Annotated in this window: 14 protein-coding genes; 11 read left to right on the top strand and 3 right to left on the bottom strand. The window is 69.5% G+C overall.

Annotated features, from left to right (window positions below):
- Window positions 1-76 precede the first annotated feature (76 nt).
- Window positions 77-679, top strand: coding sequence for a TetR/AcrR family transcriptional regulator (locus FD678_RS09085; RefSeq protein ID WP_177497656.1), 603 nt, complete (start codon window positions 77-79; stop codon window positions 677-679).
- A gap of 93 nt (window positions 680-772) precedes the next feature.
- Window positions 773-1639, top strand: coding sequence for an alpha/beta hydrolase (locus FD678_RS09080; protein WP_218569592.1), 867 nt, complete (start codon window positions 773-775; stop codon window positions 1637-1639).
- Window positions 1640-2101: 462 nt separating this feature from the next.
- Here FD678_RS09080 and FD678_RS09075 read toward each other — a convergent pair whose 3' ends face one another.
- Window positions 2102-3001 carry a hydroxymethylglutaryl-CoA lyase gene (locus FD678_RS09075; RefSeq protein WP_140721660.1) on the bottom strand — a complete coding sequence of 300 codons (900 nt, stop codon included), beginning with the start codon at window positions 2999-3001 and terminating at the stop codon, window positions 2102-2104.
- A gap of 68 nt (window positions 3002-3069) precedes the next feature.
- Entirely contained in the window at window positions 3070-3861 is a 792-nt protein-coding gene (locus tag FD678_RS09070; RefSeq protein ID WP_140721657.1) for an enoyl-CoA hydratase-related protein, read from the bottom strand.
- Between the two features lie 20 nt (window positions 3862-3881).
- Between FD678_RS09070 and FD678_RS09065 the strand changes: the two genes are divergently transcribed.
- The 5 genes from FD678_RS09065 (at window position 3882) to dapB (ending at window position 8402) form a co-directional block, all read left to right on the top strand.
- Window positions 3882-4220, top strand: coding sequence for a FeoA family protein (locus FD678_RS09065; protein WP_305955975.1), 339 nt, complete (start codon window positions 3882-3884; stop codon window positions 4218-4220).
- Window positions 4217-6070, top strand: a complete 1854-nt coding sequence (gene feoB, locus FD678_RS09060; protein WP_140721651.1) for a ferrous iron transport protein B — start codon at window positions 4217-4219, stop codon at window positions 6068-6070. The genes FD678_RS09065 and feoB overlap by 4 nt, the downstream gene beginning before the upstream one ends.
- 2 nt (window positions 6071-6072) lie before the next feature.
- Window positions 6073-6318, top strand: coding sequence for a DUF6587 family protein (locus FD678_RS09055; protein ID WP_140721648.1), 246 nt, complete (start codon window positions 6073-6075; stop codon window positions 6316-6318).
- 70 nt (window positions 6319-6388) lie between these two features.
- Window positions 6389-7591 carry an aminotransferase-like domain-containing protein gene (locus tag FD678_RS09050; protein WP_140721645.1) on the top strand — a complete coding sequence of 401 codons (1203 nt, stop codon included), beginning with the start codon at window positions 6389-6391 and terminating at the stop codon, window positions 7589-7591.
- Window positions 7592-7694: 103 nt separating this feature from the next.
- Window positions 7695-8402, top strand: coding sequence for a 4-hydroxy-tetrahydrodipicolinate reductase (gene dapB, locus FD678_RS09045; RefSeq protein ID WP_218569590.1), 708 nt, complete (start codon window positions 7695-7697; stop codon window positions 8400-8402).
- A gap of 62 nt (window positions 8403-8464) precedes the next feature.
- On the opposite strand, the gene FD678_RS09040 is transcribed toward dapB, so the two are convergent.
- Window positions 8465-9421 carry a bifunctional helix-turn-helix transcriptional regulator/GNAT family N-acetyltransferase gene (locus FD678_RS09040; RefSeq protein ID WP_140721639.1) on the bottom strand — a complete coding sequence of 319 codons (957 nt, stop codon included), beginning with the start codon at window positions 9419-9421 and terminating at the stop codon, window positions 8465-8467.
- Between the two features lie 379 nt (window positions 9422-9800).
- Between FD678_RS09040 and carA the strand changes: the two genes are divergently transcribed.
- From carA to greA, 4 genes are read left to right on the top strand one after another with little or no spacing between them, the layout of a single operon-like run.
- Window positions 9801-10955: a glutamine-hydrolyzing carbamoyl-phosphate synthase small subunit gene (gene carA, locus FD678_RS09035; RefSeq protein ID WP_140721636.1), complete on the top strand. Its 1155-nt coding sequence runs from the start codon at window positions 9801-9803 to the stop codon at window positions 10953-10955.
- On the top strand, window positions 10955-11380 hold the full coding sequence (locus FD678_RS09030) for a four helix bundle protein (protein WP_140721633.1): 426 nt from the start codon (window positions 10955-10957) through the stop codon (window positions 11378-11380). The genes carA and FD678_RS09030 overlap by 1 nt, the downstream gene beginning before the upstream one ends.
- A 3-nt stretch (window positions 11381-11383) precedes the next feature.
- Complete coding sequence (gene carB / locus FD678_RS09025) at window positions 11384-14626, top strand: carbamoyl-phosphate synthase large subunit (RefSeq protein ID WP_140721629.1); 3243 nt, start codon at window positions 11384-11386, stop codon at window positions 14624-14626.
- A complete protein-coding gene (gene greA, locus FD678_RS09020; protein ID WP_140721626.1) occupies window positions 14623-15099 on the top strand; it encodes a transcription elongation factor GreA in 477 nt (158 codons plus the stop codon). Before carB ends, greA begins: the two co-directional genes overlap by 4 nt.
- Window positions 15100-15103 lie beyond the last annotated feature (4 nt).

Genomic DNA, 15103 nt, shown 5'->3' with positions numbered 1-15103 from the left:
CACGGGCGGCGAGGGGACTGGGAGGCGCCGACCCTGGCACTTGAATCGAACGATCGTTCGTGTTTTTATCGCCGTCATGAACGCACAGCCGAGCAAAGGCGACCTTACCCGCGACCGGTTGATCGCCACCGGTTCGATGTTGGCGCGCACCGAAGGCCTGGACGGATTGACCATCGGCGCGCTCGCGTCGGCCGCCGGCATGTCCAAGAGCGGGGTGTTCGCCCATTTCGGCTCGCGCGAGGACCTGCAGCTGTGCATCCTCGACCACGCGGCGGAAGTGTTCACCGAGCAGGTGTTCCGGCCGGCGCTGCGCGAGCGCCGCGGCGTCCCGCGCTACCGTGCCGTGATGCGGCACTGGCTGGACTACCTGTGCGGCCTGGGCAAGGGCGGCGGCTGCATCCTGATCGCGGCCGTCAGCGAGTTCGACGACAAGCCGGGCCCGGTACGCGAGCGGGTGCATGCCTATGAGCGCCAACTGCGCGGGGAACTGCAGCGTTGCGCGCAACTGGCGATCGACGCGGGCGACCTGCGGGCGGACAGCGATGCCGCCCAGATCGCGTTCGAGACCTATGCCCTGGCGCTGGTGGTCCACCACGACCTTCGCCTGTTCGGCCCCGGCGAGGTGGTCGCCCGGGCCGAGCGGGCATTGGATGCGCTGTTGCAGCGCCACGTCCCCTGATTCCCGTTGGATGGAGAGAGTGCCATGGCGGTCGTTGTCGTTCCCAATAAAAGCACGAACGTTCGTATTAATGAGGCGGTTCGACTGGAGGCAGTGCGGCTCGCCTTCGGCGTCGGAGGCTGGCTGCTCCCGCGCCAGGCCGGCCGGCGGATCGAAGCCGTGTTCACCCGTCCCTCGGTGCAAGGCCGCGAGCGCGCCTTGGCCGCGCCCTTGCTGGATGCGGAACTGGACAGCCTGGAGATCGACGGCGAGACGGTGACGCTGTACCGCTGGGGCGATGCGGCCACGCAGCCGCTGCTGCTGTTCTCGCACGGGTGGTCGAGCTTCGGCCTGCGCGTGTCGCCCTGGTTGCCGCGCCTGCGCGAGCAGGGCTACGCAGTGGCCAGTTTCGACCAGGTCGCGCATGGGCGCAGCAGCGGCAGGCATGCGACATTGCCTGGATTCGGCCGGGTGCTGGCGCGGGTGGCGCGGCGGCTGGGGCCGCTCGAAGGCGTGATCGGGCATTCGCTGGGCGGCGCGGCGATCGGGCTGGCCTTGGCCGAAGGCATGGAGGCGCGCCGTGCCGTGCTGATCGCGCCGCCGGCCGACGCGCTGGCCGCGACCGAACGATTCGCCCGCGCCATGGGGCTCGGTGCGCCGGCCTTGCCCATGTTCCGGCGCGCGCTCGAACGGCGGGCCGGTGCGTCGCTCCCTGCGATTGCCGCCCAGCACGTCGTGCCCGGATTGGCCGTGCCGGCGCTGATCGTGCACGACCTGGCCGACCGCGAGGTGCCCTGGGACGAGGGCGAGCGTTATGCGCGCTATTGGCCTGGCTCGCGCCTGCTCAATACCACCGGGCTGGGACATCACCGCATCGCCGGCGACGCGCAGGTGATCGAAGCCGGATTGCGTTTCCTGCGCGGCGAAGCGATAGGCGAACGAGTGGTGTCCACCCCTGCATTGCCCTACGGCCTGGCATGAGCCGCGTCATCTTCCGGATGGAAGGACCCTGGCAATGAAAGAACCAAGCGATGGAAGAGCCAAGGCGTTGGAGAACCAAGGCGATGGATGAACCAGGGCATTGGATGAACAAAGGCATTGGATGAACCAGGGCGGAGGAATCGCCATCCCTTCTCCCGCCTGCGGGAGAAGGTGGCGCGAAGCGCCGGATGATGGCCGACGCAGAACGGCGATCATGAAAAAACGCATCGTCCCGCATCCATCGGGCGCTTGCTTGGTGAGGGAGGCGGCTGGCACATGGCGCGCGTTTGCCCCTGTTGCGGGGCGCGGGCTCCATGCGGCTCCCTCGTCCGCTCCTCGGGCACCTCGCTCCGCGCCCCGGCCCGGCGCGCGGGGCGTTCAGGCGCGCGCGAGCCCGTGGTTCGCAAGCCGCACGTCTTCACCCCGCAAGCGGGAGCAGGGACCGCTTGCGGCTGCCTGGCCTCATGCCGAGGCGCTGGCCAGCGCCTTGCCGGCCTTGCTGCCGGTCTCGCGGCCGAGCAGGGCCGCCAGCCATCGCCCGGTGGCGGCCAGCGCCTGCAGGTCGACGCCGGTGGACATGCCCATGCCGTGCAGCATGTACACCACGTCCTCGCTGGCCACGTTGCCGCTGGCGCCCTTGGCATAAGGGCAGCCGCCGGTGCCGGACACCGCGGCGTCGACCACCCGCACGCCTTCGTCCAGGCAGGCGGCGATGTTGGCCAGTGCCTGTCCGTAGGTGTCGTGGAAATGCACGGCCAGCGCATCGAGGGGGATTTCCGCGGCCACCGCATGCAGCATGGCCCGGGCCCGGCGCGGCGTGCCGACCCCGATGGTGTCGCCGAGCGAGATCTCGTAGCAGCCCAGTTCGTGCAATCGGCGCGCGACGCGGACCACGTCGGCCAGGGGCACCTCGCCCTGGTAGGGGCAGCCGAGCACCGTGGAGACATAGCCGCGCACGCGCACGCCGTCCTGCCGCGCACGCGCCAGCACCGGGCGGAAACGCTCGATCGACTCGTCGATGCCGGCATTGGTGTTGCGGCGGTTGAACGCCTCGGACGCCGCCGTGAACACCGCCACTTCCTGCGCGCCGACCTGGCGGGCGCGTTCGTAGCCCTGTTCGTTCGGCACCAGCACCGGGTAGGCCACGCCCGGGGCCTTGGCGATGCCGGCGTAGACCTCGGCGGCGTCGGCCAATTGCGGTACCCAGCGCGGGCTGACGAAGCTGGTGGCCTCGATGCTGCGCAGGCCGGTCGCCGACAGTCGGTCGATCAGGGCGATCTTGTCGGCGGTCGCGATCGGGCGGGCCTCGTTCTGCAGGCCGTCGCGCGGGCCGACTTCGACGATGCGGACGAAATCGTTCATGCCGGCCGGCTCCGGAAGAAGCCGGTGGCCGGATGGAGGGAAGGGCGGTCCGGCGGGATCGGCATCGGTCAGGTCTCCGTCACCCAGCCGGGCGAACGCTTCTCGAGGAAGGCGCCAAGGCCCTCCTGGCCCTCGCGGGAGACGCGCAGGCGGGCGATCAGCGCCGCGTTGTCGCGATCCAGCGCATCGCGGTCGCGGCTGTCCCGGACCCGCCGGACCAGGTGCTTGGCGGTGGCCGAGGCGATCGGGCCGGCCTTGTCGAGCAGGCCGAGCTGGTGCTGCAGGGCATCGTCGAGCCGTTCAGGCTCGACGATCTGGTGGACCAGGCCGATGCGCAACGCGGTTTCGGCGTCGAAGTGCTCGCCGGTGGCGAACCAGCGCCGCGCCTGGCGCGGGCCGATCGCCTCGATGACATAGGGCGAGATCACCGCCGGCAGCAGCCCGAGCCGGCTTTCGGTCAGGCCGAACCGGGCGCTGCCGCTGGCGATGGCGATGTCGCAGCAGGCCACCAGGCCGACGCCGCCGCCGAACGCGGCGCCATGCACGCGCGCGATGGTCGGCTTGGGCAGTTCGTCGAGCGTGCGCATCAGCCGGGCGAGGGAGAGCGCGTCCTCGCGGTTGGCTTGCTCGCTGGCCGATGCCATGCCGCGCATCCACTGCAGGTCCGCGCCGGCCGAGAACGAGGTGCCGGCCCCGGCCAGCACGACGGCGCGCACCGTGGCGGCGTCGGCGGACTGCACGAGCGCATCGGTCAGCGCCGCGACCAGGCCGGCGTCGAAGGCGTTGTGCAGGTCGGGACGGTTCAACAGCAGGGTGCGGACCGGGCCGCGGTCGATGACGCGAAGAACGGGTTCCGGCATGGAGAAGCGAGCTCGTTGGAGTGCGAACGGATGATAACGGCCCGGTCCGTTGCGGCCATGACGCGCTGCGTCGATGCTACAATCGAGAATCATTCCCAATCACTGGTCGTTCCGTGACGCTGTCCGACATGCCTTTGCACCGTCCCGCCATCGTGCAGTCCGTGGAAGATCGCCAGCCGAACGACGCGATCGCGCGCCGGCTGCGCGAACTCGGCTTCGTGGCCGGCGAGGAGGTCGTGGTGCTGGCGACGGGGCCGGTCGGGCGCGAGCCGTTGCTGGTGCAGGTGGGCTATACCCGGTTCGCCCTGCGCCGCAGCGAGGCCGCCCGGATCGAGGTCGAGGAGGCGAAGGCGGCATGAGCGCATCGACGTTGCGGCTGGCCCTGGTCGGCAATCCGAACTGCGGCAAGACCGCGCTGTTCAACCAGCTGACCGGCAGCAAGCAGAAGGTCGCCAACTACGCCGGCGTCACCGTCGAGCGCAAGGAAGGGCATTTCCGCGCCCCGTCGGGGCGCGAGTTCGCGGTGCTGGACCTACCCGGCGCCTACAGCCTGCAGCCGGCCAGCCTCGACGAGGCGGTCTCGCGCGACGTGATCCGCGGCTTCTATCCGGGCGAACCGGCGCCCGACGTGCTGGTCTGCGTGGTCGACGCCACCAACCTGCGCCTGCACCTGCGCTTCGCGCTGGAGCTGCGCGAACTGGGCCGGCCCATGGTGGTGGCGCTGAACATGATGGACGCCGCGCGCCGCCGCGGCATCGTGGTGGATCGCCTCGCCCTGGAGCGCGCGCTCGGCGTGCCGGTGGTGGAAACGGTGGCGGTGCGCCGCAACGGCGCGCATGCGCTGGTCGAGATGCTCGACGGCCTGCCGCCAGCGCAATCCGCGCCGCAGGTCGAACTGCCCGCCGACGGCAACTACCACGCCATGGTGCGCGGCATCCTGGCCGAGGCGGTCACGATGCCTTCGCGCACCAGCCGGGTCGACGATGCGCTGGACCGCTGGCTGCTGCACCCGGTGTTCGGGCTGGTCAGCCTGGCGGTGGTGATGTTCCTGATCTTCCAGGCGGTGTACGCCTGGGCGACGCCGCTGATGGACCTGATCGATGCCGGCACCAGCGCGCTCGGCGGGTGGGTGGGCGGCGTGCTGCCCGAAGGCCCCCTCAACAGCCTGCTGGTCGACGGCGTGATCGCCGGCGTCGGCGGCGTGATCGTGTTCCTGCCGCAGATCCTGATCCTGTTCGCCTTCATCCTGGCGCTGGAGGAGTCCGGCTACCTGCCGCGCGCGGCGTTCCTGCTCGACCGGCTGATGGCCTCGGCCGGGCTGTCCGGGCGTTCGTTCATCCCGCTGCTGTCCAGCTTCGCCTGCGCGGTGCCGGGCATCATGTCCACCCGCAGCATCCAGGACCCGCGCGACCGCCTGGCCACCATCCTGGTGGCGCCGCTGATGACCTGCTCGGCGCGGCTGCCGGTGTACGCGCTGCTGATCGGCGCGTTCATCCCGCAGAAGACCGTGTGGGGCGTGTTCAACCAGCAGGGGCTGGTGCTGTTCGGCCTCTATGCCGCCGGCATCGCCAGCGCGCTGCTGGTGTCGTGGACGATGAAGAAGTGGCGCCGCGACAAGGGCGAGCACCCGCTGCTGCTGGAGCTGCCGTCGTACCGCCTGCCGCACCCGCGCGACCTGGCGCTGGGCCTGTGGGAGCGCGCGATGATCTTCCTCAAGCGCGTCGGCGGCATCATCCTGGCGTTGACCATCCTGCTGTGGTTCCTGCTCTCGTTCCCCGGCGCGCCGCCCGATGCGACCCTGCCGGCGATCGACTACAGCTTCGCCGGCCGCATCGGCCACGCCATGGCCGTGGTGTTCGCGCCGCTGGGCTTCAACTGGCAGATCTGCATCGCGCTGATCCCGGGCATGGCCGCGCGCGAAGTGGCGGTGTCCTCGCTGGCCACCGTCTACGCGCTGTCCGCCGCGGACGACGACGCAGCCGCGCAGGCGCTGTCGCCGTTGATCCACGACGGCTGGTCGCTGGCGACCGCGCTGTCGCTGCTGGTCTGGTACATCTACGCGCCGATGTGCATCTCCACGCTCGCCACGATCAAGCGCGAGACCAACTCGTGGAAGCAGATGGCGTACGCGGCGACCTACCTGTTCGCGATGGCCTACCTGGCCTCGCTGGTCACCTACCAGGTCGCCAAGGCGCTGGGAGCCGGCTGAACATGTCCGGCTCGCTGCTGCTCCAGTACCTGGTGATCGCGCTGGCGGTACTGGCCAGCGCCTGGGTGGTGCTCAAAAAGCAGTTCCCGAACACGGCGCGCCGGCTGCGCGTCGCCGTGGCGCTGCCGCTGCTGCGCGACGGGCGGCCGGCATGGATGCAGGCGCTGGGGCGGCGCGTGGCGCCGCCGGCGAGCGGCGGCGCGGGCGGCTGCGACGGGTGCAGCAGCTGCGGCCCGGGCAAGCGCTGACGGACCGGCAGGCGGTCGCTTCGCTGCAGCGCAGATCGGCAACGCCGGGCGTGGCCGTTATGCTTGTGCGATGACGACATCCTTCTCCATATCCCGCCGTGCGCAGGCGCTGACCAGTTCGGCGATCCGCGAAATCCTCAAGGTCACCGAGCGTCCCGAGGTGATCTCCTTCGCCGGCGGCCTGCCGTCGCCGGCCACGTTCCCGGTCGAGCGCATGCGCGAGGCGACCGAGAAGGTGCTGCGCGATGCGCCGCACGCCGCCCTGCAGTACGGGCCCACCGAAGGCTTCGCGCCGTTGCGCGAGTGGATCGCCGAACGGCTCGGCCGCGCCGGCGCCGCGATCCGCCCGTCGCAGGTGCTGGTGACCACCGGTTCGCAGCAGGGCCTGGACCTGCTCGGCAAGGTATTCATCGACGAAGGCAGCAAGGTGCTGGTGGAAGCCCCGAGCTACCTCGGCGCGCTGCAGGCGTTCTCGCTGTACCAGCCGGCGTTCTCGCCGATGGCCTCGGACGAGCAGGGCGTGGTGGTCGATGCCCTGGCCCCAGGGCAACTGGCCGGCGGGCGCTTCATGTACTGCCTGCCGAATTTCCAGAATCCCACCGGCCGGCGCCTGCCCGGCGAACGGCGCACCGCGTTGGTCGCGAAGGCCGCCGAAGCCGGGGTGCCGATCGTCGAGGACGATCCCTACGGCGAGCTGTATTACGCCGGCGAGCCGCTGCCGAGCCTGCTGTCGATGAATCCCGACGGCGTGGTCTACATGGGATCGTTCTCCAAGGTGCTCGCACCCGGACTGCGGCTGGGCTACGTGGTCGCGCCGGAAGCGGTGCTCGGCAAGCTGGTGCAGGCCAAGCAGGCCGCGGACCTGCACACGCCGTCGTTCAGCCAGCGCATCGTGCACGAGGTCGTGCGCGACGGCTTCCTCGACCAGCACATCCCGACGATCCGCGCGCTCTACGGCCGCCAGTGCGAGTTGATGCTGGACGCGTTGGACCGGCACTTCCCGGAGCAGGTCCGCTGGAACCGGCCGGAAGGCGGCATGTTCATCTGGGTCACGCTGCCCGAAGGCATCGACAGCACCGCGCTGCTGGCGCGGGCGATCGAGCGCAACGTCGCGTTCGTGCCGGGCGCGCCGTTCTTCGCGGCCGATCCCCGGCGCAATACGCTGCGGCTTTCGTTCGTGACCGTGCCGGGCGAGCGCATCGAGGCCGGCGTGCGCGTGCTGGGCGAGCTGCTGCGCGAAGTGCTGGCCGAGCACGCGGGGCTGGCGGCATAGCGCGACGCCCGGTGCCATGGGGCCCGGGCCGGCCCGGCTCCATGGATGCGGTGGACGGCTTGTGGAGCGCCGCGGCGACCGCTAGCCTGCGCCGATGAATACCATGCCTTTGAAGATCCTCATCCACGGCGCCTCCGGCCGCATGGGCAAGGCCTTGCTCCGCCTCGCCGCGGAGGACGATGCCCTGGACGTGGTCGCCGCGGTCGTGGGCCGTTCGCCCTCGCAACGCGTGGTCGACGGCGTGCCGCATTTCGCCGCCAGCGAGCTTTCCGGTGCGCCGCCGTTCGACGTGGCGATCGATTTCAGCCTGCCGCAGGGTTTCGGGCCGGTCCTGCAGCTGTGCGTGCAACGGGGCGTGCCGCTGGTGTCCGGCACGACCGGCCTGGAGGAGCCGCAGCGGCAAGCCTTGGCCGAGGCCGCGGCGAAGATCCCGCTGGTGTGGGCCTCCAACTTCAGCCTCGGCGTGGCGGTGCTGACCGACCTGGTCGAGCGCGCCGCCGGCACGCTGCCGGGCTGGGATTGCGACATCGTCGAATCGCACCACGTGCACAAGAAGGACGCGCCCTCGGGCACCGCGCTGACGCTGGGCGAGGCCGCGACCGGCAGCGGCGCGCAGCCGCGCTATGCCAGCCTGCGGGCCGGCGACATCGTCGGCGAGCACCTGGTGCAGTTCACCGGCCTGGGCGAGCGCATCGAGCTGGTGCACCGCGCCACCAATCGCGACATCTTCGCGCGCGGCGCGCTGCATGCGGCCAAGCGCCTGCACGGCAAGCCGGCCGGCAGTTACCGGGTGCGCGACCTGATCGGTTGAGGGCGTCCATCGGATCTCCACCGCGGCGGCGATGCTTGGCCGCCGCGCCTGGAACCCGTGCTTCACCCGCGCGGCAGTTTGCGGACGTAGCGCTGCTCCATGACCTCGCGTCCCCACTGCGAACCGGGTCGTTCCTCGACGAGGACGAAACCGCTGGCCAGGTAGAGGTGCCGGGCCGCATCCAGGCCGGCAAAGGTCGATAGCTCGATGTGCGGGACGCTGCGCTCGTCGCAGAACGCGATGGCTTCGGCGAGAAGCCGCTTGCCGACGCCCTCGCCGCGGACGCCGTCCTCCACGATGAACCAGCGCAGGTGCGCGCGGTCCTTGCCGAGGTCCTCGCCATCGATGGCGATGGTCCCGACGATTTCCTCGTCCATCAGCGCGGCCCAGGCGTTGTTCCCGGGATGCCCGATCCTGTTGGCGAACTCGGCCATTCCCGCCGCGACGCGGCTCTCGAAGAACGCGCCGAAGCCGCTGGTCCTGGCGTAATAGCGCGCGTGCATTTCCGCGCATCGCCCCACGAGGCCGGGGCGATATCCCGATTCGATCCGGATCGCCGGAGCGGACTCCGGGGATTGCGTACGCAGGTCTTCGAGGGCGCGCGCATAGGCGGCCAATCCCGAGGAGACGCGCCTCCGGCTCGCCGGACCCAGTCGGAGGACCGCGCCGCGGACTTGCCGCTCGGCGAAGGCATCGATCTCCGCCAGCGTTCGCCGGCCCTGTGGGGTCAGCGACAGGAGTTTGGCCCGGGCATCCTCGCTGGATGCCGTCTCGGTCACCTTGCCCGCATCGATGAGCTTGCGGATCAACCGGCTGATGCTGGATTTCTCCAGATTGAGGATTTCGGCCAACGCTACGGCCGTGATCGCCCGGCGCCGTCCGAGTTCGACCAGCGCGTGCACTGCCGAGGCGTGGAGGTCGGTGCCCGCGAGCGTCGGGCGCATGAACCCGAGTTCGCGTACGAGGCGCCGCGACGCATCGCGGATGCGATGGATGTCTTCGGCATCGGGATCTGTCATGGCGGCGGCCTGGTCGGGTTTGGTTGTATGGTGCAACCATTTGCCTGGCCAGGCAAGGAGCGGCGGGGTGGCCACGCATGCTGGCGGCGATGAAGCGGGGCTGTCCAAGGCATGCGCAAGCCGAAGGGCCACAAACCTTGCCGGGCGGCGCGATGATGGGTTTTTTCGCCGCGCAATGCGGCTGCGGCCCGCGCGATCGAATGCGCGCCGCTACGGACGCCGCAGTACATTCGCGCTGGCAAGCGCGGGCACTTGCCGCTACAATTCCGGCTTGCCCGAACCCAGCGTCGGACCGGTTCCAGAACCGCGTCCGCGCTTTGCTGCAACCGGATTTTGGCCGGTGCGCATCGGAGTCCCCCGCAGCCAGAGCGAGATTCCCGTGACCCAACCCGCAATCCTTGTCCTCGAAGACGGCACCGTGTTCGAGGGCGAATCCGTAGGCGCCAACGGACTGTCCGTGGGCGAAGTGGTGTTCAACACCGCGATGACCGGTTACCAGGAAATCCTGACCGATCCGTCCTACGCCCGTCAGCTGGTCACGTTGACCTACCCGCACATCGGCAACACCGGCTTCACCGACCAGGACGACGAGGCCGCCCAGGTGTGGGCCGCCGGCCTGATCGTGCGCGACGTGCCGCGCCGCCCCAGCAACTGGCGCAGCCAGGCCTCGCTGGGCGATTGGATGATCGCGCGCGGCGTGGTCGGCATCGCCGGCATCGACACGCGCAAGCTGACCCGCATCCTGCGCGAGAAGGGCGCCCAGAACGGCGCGTTGATGGCGGGCGAGATCGACGTCGAGAAGGCCCTGGAGGCGGCGCGCAAGTTCCCGGGCCTGAAGGGCATGGACCTGGCCAAGGTGGTCAGCACCGACAAGCCCTATGCCTGGCGCGAGGGCCAGCTCGACCTGGACCGCAACGAGTTCGTGACCGCCGCGCCGAAGCACAAGGTGGTGGCCTACGACTTCGGCGTGAAGCTCAACATCCTGCGCATGCTCGCCGAGCGCGGCTGCGACGTCACCGTGGTGCCGGCGCAGACGCCGGCGGCCGAGGTGCTGGCGATGAATCCGGACGGCGTGTTCCTGTCCAACGGCCCCGGCGACCCGGAACCGTGCGACTACGCGATCGCCGCGATCAAGGAGTTCGTCGCCAGGAAGGTCCCGACCTTCGGCATCTGCCTGGGCCACCAGCTGCTGGCGCTGGCCTCCGGCGCGCGGACCGTCAAGATGGGCCACGGCCACCACGGCGCCAACCACCCGGTACAGGACCTGGACAGCGGCCGGGTGATGATCACCTCGCAGAACCATGGCTTCGCGGTGGACGAGGCGACGCTGCCCGGCAACGTGCGCGTCACGCACCGCTCGCTGTTCGACGGCACCAACCAGGGCATCGCGCTGACCGATGCGCCGGCGTTCTCCTTCCAGGGGCACCCGGAGGCGTCGCCGGGGCCGCATGACGTGGGGCCGTTGTTCGATCGGTTCGCCGCGTTGATGCGGGACTCGGGATCCGCGACCCGGGGCCCGGAAAAGGCCGCGTGATGCCGGTGTCCCATTTCAGGGAACTCGAAGTCTGGCAGCTGGCCATGGAACTCGCCCAGGGCGTTCATTCGTCGGCGGCGTCCCTGCCGCGCGACGAGGACCATGGCCTGGCGGCGCAACTCCGGCGTTCCGCCGTTTCGATCCCTTCCAGCATCGCAGAAGGCAATGCGCGCGGCACCACCCGGGACTATGCGCGGTCCGTGTCGATCGCCATGGGAGCGTGCGGCGAATTGCAGACGCAGCTGCTGTTGTCCGAGCGGCTTGGCCTGGGCGAACCGTCGCAGCTGGCTGCGGCGCTCCGGCTCTGCGAACGCGTCGGCCAGATGCTTTCCAAATTGCAGCAATCGTTACAGCGTCGGCTTGAATCCGGGTCCCGGGCCCCGGGTGCCGGGTCCCGCATTTCCGAGAACGTTGAGGATTACTGAAAAATGCCACGTCGTACCGACCTAAAGACCATCCTCATCATCGGTGCCGGCCCGATCGTCATCGGCCAGGCCTGCGAGTTCGACTACTCCGGCGCGCAGGCGTGCAAGGCGCTGCGCGACGAGGGCTACCGCGTGGTGCTGGTCAACTCCAACCCGGCCACCATCATGACCGACCCGGAGATGGCCGACGCCGTCTACATCGAGCCGATCAACTGGCAGACGGTCGAGAAGATCATCGCCAAGGAGAAGCCGGACGCGCTGCTGCCGACCATGGGCGGGCAGACCGCGCTGAACTGCGCGCTGGACCTGGCCGACAACGGCGTGCTGGAGAAGTACGGCGTGGAGCTGATCGGCGCCAAGCGCGAGGCCATCCGCATGGCCGAGGATCGCGAGCTGTTCCGCGTGGCGATGCAGGAGATCGGGCTGGAGTGCCCGAAGGCCGAGGTCGCCAAGAGCTTCGAGCAGGCGGTGGAGATCCAGGCCAAGGTCGGCTTCCCGACCATCATCCGCCCGTCGTTCACGCTGGGTGGCAGCGGCGGCGGCATCGCCTACAACAAGGAAGAGTTCGAGGAGATCATCAAGCGCGGGCTGGAGCTGTCGCCGGTGCATGAAGTGCTGGTCGAGGAATCCGTGCTCGGCTGGAAGGAGTTCGAGATGGAAGTGGTCCGCGACACCGCGGACAACTGCATCATCGTCTGCTCGATCGAGAACCTTGACCCGATGGGCGTGCACACCGGCGACTCGATCACCGTCGCGCCGGCGCAGACCCTGACCGACAAGGAGTACCAGCGCCTGCGCGACGCCTCGATCGCGGTGCTGCGCAAGATCGGGGTGGATACGGGTGGCTCGAACGTGCAGTTCGGCATCAACCCGAACACCGGCCGCGTGGTCGTCATCGAGATGAACCCGCGCGTGTCGCGCTCCTCGGCGCTGGCCTCCAAGGCCACCGGCTTCCCGATCGCCAAGGTCGCGGCCAAGCTGGCCGTGGGCTACACCCTGGACGAGCTGAAGAACGAGATCACCGGCGGGCTGACCCCGGCTTCGTTCGAGCCCTCCATCGACTATGTGGTCACCAAGATCCCGCGCTTCGCCTTCGAGAAGTTCCCGCAGGCCGACGCGCGCCTGACCACGCAGATGAAGTCGGTGGGCGAGGTGATGGCCATGGGCCGCACCTTCCAGGAGTCGGTGCAGAAGGCGCTGCGCGGCCTGGAGACCGGCAAGGTCGGCTTCGACCCGACCGGGCTGGACCTGTCCAGCGAGGACGACCTGACCACGCTCAAGCGAGAGCTGAAGGCGCCGGGACCGGAACGCCTGTTCTACGTCGCCGACGCGTTCCGCGCCGGCATGAGCGTGGAGGAGGTCTACAACCTGTCGTACATCGACCCGTGGTTCCTCGACCAGATCGAGGAGATCATCGCGGCCGAGAGGCAGGTGGCCGCCGACGGCATCGACGCGCTCGACGCCGCGCGCCTGCGCAAGCTCAAGCGCGCCGGTTTCTCGGACGCGCGCCTGGCGCAGCTGACCGGGACCAACGAGGCGGCGATCCGCGCGCTGCGCCGCGCGCACAAGGTGCGCCCGGTGTACAAGCGCGTGGACTCGTGCGCGGCCGAGTTCGCCACCAGCACCGCCTACCTGTACTCGACCTACGAGGACGAGTGCGAGGCCGACCCGTCCGACCGCGAGAAGATCATGATCCTGGGCGGCGGCCCCAACCGTATCGGCCAGGGCATCGAGTTCGACTACTGCTGCGTGCATGCCGCGCTGGCGCTGCGCGAGGACGGGTACGAGACCATCATGGTCAACTGCAACCCGGAAACCGTCTCGACCGACTACGACACCTCCGACCGCCTGTACTTCGAGCCGCTGACGCTCGAGGACGTGCTGGAGATCGTCGAGCTGGAGAAGCCCAAGGGCGTGATCGTGCAGTACGGCGGCCAGACCCCGCTGAAGCTGGCCAAGGCGCTGGAGGCCAACGGCGTGCCGGTGATCGGCACCACGCCGGACTCGATCGACCTGGCCGAGGACCGCGAGCGCTTCCAGCAACTGGTCGAGAAGCTCGGCCTCAAGCAGCCGCCGAACCGCACCGCGCGCACCGCCGAGGAAGCGCTGACGCTGGCGCGCGAGATCGGCTACCCGCTGGTGGTGCGCCCGAGCTACGTGCTCGGCGGCCGCGCGATGGAGATCGTGTACGGCGAGTCGGACCTGGCGCGCTACGTGCGCGATGCGGTGAAGGTGTCCAACGATTCGCCGGTCCTGCTGGACCGCTTCCTCGACAACGCGGTCGAGTGCGACGTGGACATCATCGCCGACAAGGACGGCCACGTGCTGATCGGCGGGGTCATGGAGCACATCGAGGAAGCCGGCGTGCATTCGGGCGACTCCTCGTGCTCGCTGCCGCCGTACTCGCTGTCGCAGCAGACGCAGGACGAGCTGCGCCGCCAGGTGGTGGAGCTGGCCAAGGCCCTGAACGTGGTCGGCCTGATGAACACCCAGTTCGCGATCCAGTCCAACGAGGACGGTACCGATACCGTCTACCTGCTGGAAGTGAACCCGCGCGCCTCGCGCACCGTGCCGTTCGTGTCCAAGGCCACCGGCGTGGCCCTGGCCAAGATCGCGGCGCGCTGCATGGCCGGCCGCACCCTGGCCGAGCAGGGCGCCACCGAGGAAGTCGTGCCCGACTACTACTCGGTGAAGGAAGCGATCTTCCCGTTCGCCAAGTTCCAGGGCGTGGACCCGATCCTCGGGCCGGAGATGCGCTCCACCGGCGAGGTGATGGGCGTGGGCCGCAGCTTCAGCGCCGCGTTCGCGCGCGCGCAGGAAGCCGGCGGCATCCGCGCGCCGAAGCCGGGCAAGGCCTTCGTGTCGGTGCGCGATCCGGACAAGAAGCGCGTGCTGCCGGTGGCCAAGGCGCTGGTCGAGCGCGGCTTCAGCCTGGTCGCGACCCGCGGTACCGGCGCCTGGCTGCAGCAGCACGGCCTGGCTTGCGAGATCGTGAACAAGGTCGTGGAAGGCCGCCCGCACATCGTCGATTCGATCAAGAACGGCGAGATTTCCTATATCGTGAACACCACCGAAGGTCGCGCGGCGATCGCGGACTCGTTCTCGATCCGCCGCGAGGCGCTGCAGCAGCGCGTGACCTATTCGACCACCATCGCCGGTGCCAAGGCGCTGGTGCAATCCCTCGAATTCCGCGGCACGGGCCCGGTGTGGTCGCTGCAGGAACTGCACAAGGAGTTGGAAGCATGAGAGCCCCCATCACCCTGAAAGGCGCGCAGCGTCTGCGCGACGAACTGGAACACCTGAAGTCGGTCAAGCGCCCCAAGGTGATCGCCGCGATCGCCGAGGCGCGCGAGCACGGCGACCTGAAGGAGAACGCCGAGTACCACGCTGCGCGCGAGGAGCAGGGCTTCATCGAAGGTCGCATCAAGCAGCTGGAGGCGGAGCTGTCGCACGCCGAGATCATCGACGTGACCAAGCTCGGCGCCGGCAGCAAGATCGTGTTCGGCGCGACCGTGGCGCTGGCCGACGTCGAGACCGACGAGGAAAAGCGCTACCAGATCGTCGGCGACCTGGAAGCGGACATCAAGCAGGGCCTGATCGCGATCTCCTCGCCGCTGGCGCGTGCCCTGATCGGCAAGCACGAAGGCGACAGCGTCACCATCGACGCGCCGGCCGGCCAGCGCGAGTACGAAGTGGTCAGCGTCGAGTACCTGGGCTGACCCG

Source organism: Pseudomonas sp. Hp2 (assembly GCF_006386585.1).
Classification (GTDB): Bacteria; Pseudomonadota; Gammaproteobacteria; order Xanthomonadales; family Xanthomonadaceae; genus Pseudomonas_S; species Pseudomonas_S boreopolis.
This window is presented reverse-complemented; position numbering and strand designations above follow the sequence as displayed.

What these genes read in the sequence shown, in the direction of transcription:
- FD678_RS09085 (WP_177497656.1), top strand. Translation starts at nt 77, where the DNA reads ATGAACGCACAGCCGAGCAAAGGCGACCTTACCCGCGACCGGTTGATC.
- FD678_RS09075 (WP_140721660.1), bottom strand. Translation starts at nt 3,001, where the DNA reads ATGAACGATTTCGTCCGCATCGTCGAAGTCGGCCCGCGCGACGGCCTG.
- FD678_RS09070 (WP_140721657.1), bottom strand. Translation starts at nt 3,861, where the DNA reads ATGCCGGAACCCGTTCTTCGCGTCATCGACCGCGGCCCGGTCCGCACC.
- feoB (WP_140721651.1), top strand. Translation starts at nt 4,217, where the DNA reads ATGAGCGCATCGACGTTGCGGCTGGCCCTGGTCGGCAATCCGAACTGC.
- FD678_RS09055 (WP_140721648.1), top strand. Translation starts at nt 6,073, where the DNA reads ATGTCCGGCTCGCTGCTGCTCCAGTACCTGGTGATCGCGCTGGCGGTA.
- FD678_RS09050 (WP_140721645.1), top strand. Translation starts at nt 6,389, where the DNA reads ATGACGACATCCTTCTCCATATCCCGCCGTGCGCAGGCGCTGACCAGT.
- dapB (WP_218569590.1), top strand. Translation starts at nt 7,695, where the DNA reads ATGCCTTTGAAGATCCTCATCCACGGCGCCTCCGGCCGCATGGGCAAG.
- FD678_RS09040 (WP_140721639.1), bottom strand. Translation starts at nt 9,421, where the DNA reads ATGACAGATCCCGATGCCGAAGACATCCATCGCATCCGCGATGCGTCG.
- FD678_RS09030 (WP_140721633.1), top strand. Translation starts at nt 10,955, where the DNA reads ATGCCGGTGTCCCATTTCAGGGAACTCGAAGTCTGGCAGCTGGCCATG.
- carB (WP_140721629.1), top strand. Translation starts at nt 11,384, where the DNA reads ATGCCACGTCGTACCGACCTAAAGACCATCCTCATCATCGGTGCCGGC.
- greA (WP_140721626.1), top strand. Translation starts at nt 14,623, where the DNA reads ATGAGAGCCCCCATCACCCTGAAAGGCGCGCAGCGTCTGCGCGACGAA.